The organism is Burkholderia sp. E168m23 (genome assembly GCF_016586125.1).
In the GTDB taxonomy this organism is placed as follows: domain Bacteria; phylum Pseudomonadota; class Gammaproteobacteria; order Burkholderiales; family Burkholderiaceae; genus Burkholderia; species Burkholderia orbicola.
The window spans coordinates 1-4,548 of the sequence record NZ_BCPP01000585.1 but is presented as its reverse complement, the minus strand read 5'-3'; the positions used below and the strand labels follow the sequence as shown (position 1 = coordinate 4,548).

Below are 4,548 nucleotides of genomic sequence, written 5' to 3'. Positions count from 1 at the left end.
GCCATCGCGGGCGCTTGCCACATCGACACACCGGCCGCCGCCGCGGCGCCCGTCAGCGTCAGAAAATCACGTCGGTTCATCGCACATCCTCTGGTTCGCCGCCCGGCGCGTTGGCCGCGGCGACTGTCCGCTTCGTCGTCGTTCGCATCATTTCAGTTGATAGGCCGGATCCATCAGCAGCGCCTCGAGATACGCGCTGCCGGTCGAATCCGTGTCGATCGCCGCGACCGGCGAGAGTTGCAGCACCGCGTGCTGCAACTGCAGTTCGGTCGACAATCCCGCGATCGCCTGCGGCCGCGCCCGATACTGGGCCAGCCAGCGCTCGAGGTCGAAACGCAGTCCGCCGCGCGCGGGCTTCGCGGGCGTGCCGCGCGGGCCGGCGCCGGACGCCGCGTCGGCCACCGGCATCGCATGCGCACGCGCGTTCGGCGGCGGCGCGATCGTACGAGCCGGCGGTCGCATCCCGGCCGTCTCGGTCGCGCGGAACAGCTGCTCGACGAACTGCTTGCGCGACAGCAGCGTGGTGCTGTTGATCCACAGCGCGCCGCCCGGCCAGCCCTTCACGTTCGGCGGATAGAACAGGTTCTGCCCGAGCGTGCGCACGGTGTCCGCGAGCATCTGCGGATCGCCGTACGCCACGTCGAACAGCCGCACCGACCCGACGACGAATTCCGCCGGCGACTTGACCAGCACGCCGCGGTTGCGCGGATCCCAGAACGCGTCGGTCGACCACAGCGCGGCGAGCGCCGCGCGAATGTCGTAGCCGCTCGCGCGAAACCGTTCGGCCACCGCATCGAGCGTGCCGGGCTCCGGCGTATCGGACACGAACTCGCGCCACAGCTTGCCGGCGATGAAGCGCGCGGTGCCCGGCCGCTTCAGCAGGATGTCGAGAAAGTCGTCGCCGTCGAACGGCCCGGTTTCGCCGAGGATGGTCTTGTCGCCGGCATCGTGCCATTCGGGCCGCACCACGAAGCGCAGCGTGTCGGGATCGACGGTCCAGCCCGTCATCGCGCGCGCGGCTTCGGTCACGTCGTATTGCGTGTAGTGCCCTTCGCCGAGCGTGAACAGCTCCATCACCTCGCGCGCGAAATTCTCGTTCGGCCGCCCCTTGCGATTGCTCGCGCCGTCGAGATACTGGAGCATCGCCGGGTCCTTCGCGACCGCATGCAGCAGCGTGCCGAAGTTGCCGAGCGCCTCGCGGCGAAACAGCGCGTTCTGCGCGGCCATCGTCTGCGGGTACGGCACCTTGTCCTGCCCCGACGTGAAATGCCCATGCCAGAACAGTGTCATGCGTTCGGTGAGCGGCGACGGCGTCGCGACCATCTCGTTGACCCAGGCCGCCCGCAACGCATCGTAGCGGCGATTGCGCTCGCGCTGCTCGTCGCGCCGCATGTCGGGCGTCAGCGCCTGACGCTGCGCGCGCGTGGGCGGCGGCTCGGCGAGCCAGTCGGGCCACGTCGTGACGGGTTCGTGTCGCGCGCTGCCGAGCGTGTCGGCCACGACCTGCGCGCGCGTCATGCCGACGATGCGCGCGACCTCGGCGGGCGCGGGAGAGAAACCGGTGCGACTCAGGAAAAACAGCGCGTCGTCGGCATCGAGCGGCGACTGCATGGCAGGCGACGGCGCCGGTGCGGCAGCGTTCGCTTTCATCGTCATGGACTCCCGGAACGCACCGGCGGTGCGGATGCCCGTACAACGGCATTCGGCAGCCGAAAGTTGACGGAAAAAGTGCTACGAATTCTTTCCGCGCGGAGATTTCCGCGCAAGGCGAACGACGGCACGCGTCAGCGCTTGTACAACTCGCGAACGGCGTCTTCGATGTGCTGGCGTAACAGGTGCCGCTCTTCGGGCGTCATGTGCCCGTCGCGGCGGCGCTGTTCGAGATCGGGAGGCACGGCGGAACGGACCGTCATATCGGCGGCGCGATCGGGCTGCGGCGCTTTGCCGCGCGGCAGCTTGCGCGACGATGCGCCCTGCTCGGGGCGCTGCGCATACGCGAAGTTCGACGCATACGGACCGGCAAGCGCGATCGTCAGCATCAGTGCAATCCGGGCAGATCGCATGACCGTCCTCGCTTCTTTGGTCGATTTGTTCCCTTCGTCACGCGGCAACCGGTTACCTCTGGTACTTGAAAAACCCTGCGGAATTCGGGTGTACAAAGATGAAAGATGGAGTGCAGGGGAGTATCTACCGAATTTCGGCTTCGAGTAAAGGAATCTCTATAGCCTGCCTTTACTCGGCGCGACACTACGGGTAAATTTTGTAACCGACTGTAACGCACGAAAATCCCCGGCCGTGCGTCAATTCCCATTCGCGATAAGATGCCGATCATGGAAACGAAAAACCCCTCCAAGATTCTCGTCGTCGACGACGACCCTCGCCTGCGCGATCTGCTGCGCCGCTATCTCGGCGAACAGGGTTTCAACGTCTACGTCGCGGAAAACGCGACCGCGATGAACAAGCTCTGGGTGCGCGAGCGTTTCGACCTGCTCGTGCTCGACCTGATGCTGCCCGGCGAGGACGGCCTGTCGATCTGCCGCCGGCTGCGCGGCAGCAACGACCGCACGCCGATCATCATGCTCACCGCGAAGGGCGAGGACGTCGATCGCATCGTCGGCCTCGAGATGGGCGCCGACGATTACCTGCCGAAGCCGTTCAACCCGCGCGAACTGGTCGCGCGCATTCACGCGGTGCTGCGCCGCCAGGCGCCGGCCGAACTGCCGGGCGCCCCGTCGGAAACCACCGAGGTGTTCGAGTTCGGCGAATTCTCGCTGAATCTCGCCACGCGCACGCTGACGAAATCCGGCCAGGAAATTCCGCTGACCACCGGCGAATTCTCGGTGCTGAAAGTGTTCGCGCGTCATCCGCGCCAGCCGCTGTCGCGTGAAAAGCTGATGGAGCTCGCCCGCGGCCGCGAATACGAAGTGTTCGACCGCAGCCTCGACGTGCAGATCTCGCGCCTGCGCAAGCTGATCGAACCCGATCCGGGCAGCCCGCGCTTCATCCAGACCGTCTGGGGCCTCGGCTACGTGTTCATCCCGGACGGCGCCGCCTGAGCTTTTTCCTTCCCGGCTTCGCCCCGTCCACGGCCCGTCCCATGCGTATCGACCGGCGCCTTTTGCAGCTCGCGTTCGGCGGGCTGTTCTGGCGCACCTTCCTGCTGATCGCGCTGCTGATCTCGGTCAGTCTCGCCGCGTGGTTCCAGAGCTTTCGCGTGATCGAGCGCGAGCCGCGTGCGCAGCGCGTCGCGCTGCAGCTCGTCGCGGTCGTGAAGCTCACGCGCACCGCCCTGCTCTATTCCGATCCCGACTTGCGGCGCGCGCTGCTGCAGGATCTCGAGAGCAACGAGGGCGTGCGCGTGTACCCGCGCGAGAAAACCGACAAGTTCAAGCTGCAGCCCGACGAATCGCTGAATCGCCTGATCGAACACGACATCCGCAGCCGTCTCGGCGACGATACCGTGATCGCGCAGTCGGTCAACGACATTCCCGGCGTGTGGATCAGCTTCAAGATCGACGACGACGACTACTGGGTCGCGCTCGACCGCGACCAGCTCGACAACGTCACGGGCCTGCAGTGGGCCGGCTGGGGGCTGTTCGCGCTCGCGCTGTCGCTGTTCGGCTCCGCGTTCATCACGAGCCTCGTGAACCGGCCGTTCTCGCGGCTCGCGCTCGCCGCGCGCCAGGTCGGTTCGGGCCAGGCGCCCGAGCCGCTGCCCGAGCGCGGGATGGGCGTCGCGGCCGAAACCAACCGCAGCTTCAACCAGATGGTGCGCGACCTCGAACAACTCGAGGCCGATCGCGCGCTGATGCTCGCGGGCATCTCGCACGACCTGCGCACGCCGCTCGCGCGGCTGCGGCTCGAAACCGAGATGAGCCCGTCCGACCAGGCGACCAAGGACGCGATGGTCGACGACATCGAACAGATGGACCGCATCATCGCGGCCTTCATCGACTACGCGCGCCCGTCGCAGCGCAAGCCTGAGCCGGTCGACCTGTCGTCGATCGCGCACGAAGTCGCCGCGCGCGTGTCGGGCGAGGACGGCGTCGAGATCCGCACGCGGCTCGCGCCGAGCGCGATCATCGAAGCCGACGAAACCGACATGCGCCGCGTGATCGGCAATCTCGTCGAGAATGCGCGCAAATACGGCCAGAGCAAGCAGGACGGCATCTCGCGCATCACGCTCGAGACGCGCGTGTCGCATGCGCGCGTCGAGCTGTCGGTGAGCGACGAAGGCCCCGGCATCCCCGAGGATCAACTGCCGCTCGTGATGCGGCCGTTCTACCGCGTCGACACCGCGCGCACCAAGGCGGACGGCACGGGCCTCGGGATGGCGATCGTGCTGCGGCTCGTCGGCCGCTACCGCGGCGCGCTGCGCCTGCGCAACCGCCACCCGGACGCCGGCCTCGAAGTCACGCTCGAATTCCCCGGTGCCGGCAAGGCGCGTGCGACCGCGTGACGCGTTCGCGCACGCATCTTGCGCGTCACACTATCGACGCGGTTGACAAAAGCTATGAGAGTCGTTAGTCAAAATCTATTGAAGCGAGT

Annotated in this window: 5 protein-coding genes; 2 read left to right on the top strand and 3 right to left on the bottom strand. The window is 67.0% G+C overall.

Annotation, left to right across the window (positions count from 1 at the left end):
- The 3 genes from JMF90_RS25270 to JMF90_RS25260 all read right to left on the bottom strand — a co-directional run.
- Window positions 1–80: twin-arginine translocation signal domain-containing protein (locus JMF90_RS25270; protein WP_201325567.1), on the bottom strand; the 80-nt coding region annotated here is incomplete at its 3' end.
- 67 nt (window positions 81–147) lie between these two features.
- Window positions 148–1,650 (bottom strand): DUF1800 family protein, encoded by a 1,503-nt coding sequence (locus JMF90_RS25265; RefSeq protein ID WP_011549599.1) that lies wholly within the window; start codon window positions 1,648–1,650, stop codon window positions 148–150.
- Window positions 1,651–1,784: 134 nt separating this feature from the next.
- On the bottom strand, window positions 1,785–2,063 hold the full coding sequence (locus tag JMF90_RS25260) for a hypothetical protein (RefSeq protein WP_006478566.1): 279 nt from the start codon (window positions 2,061–2,063) through the stop codon (window positions 1,785–1,787).
- Window positions 2,064–2,321: 258 nt separating this feature from the next.
- Here JMF90_RS25260 and ompR point away from each other — a divergent pair, with 258 nt between their 5' ends.
- Both ompR and JMF90_RS25250 read left to right on the top strand, forming a co-directional pair.
- On the top strand, window positions 2,322–3,056 hold the full coding sequence (gene ompR / locus JMF90_RS25255; protein WP_006478565.1) for a two-component system response regulator OmpR: 735 nt from the start codon (window positions 2,322–2,324) through the stop codon (window positions 3,054–3,056).
- A gap of 41 nt (window positions 3,057–3,097) precedes the next feature.
- On the top strand, window positions 3,098–4,459 hold the full coding sequence (locus JMF90_RS25250; RefSeq protein ID WP_011549598.1) for an ATP-binding protein: 1,362 nt from the start codon (window positions 3,098–3,100) through the stop codon (window positions 4,457–4,459).
- Window positions 4,460–4,548: the final 89 nt, after the last annotated feature.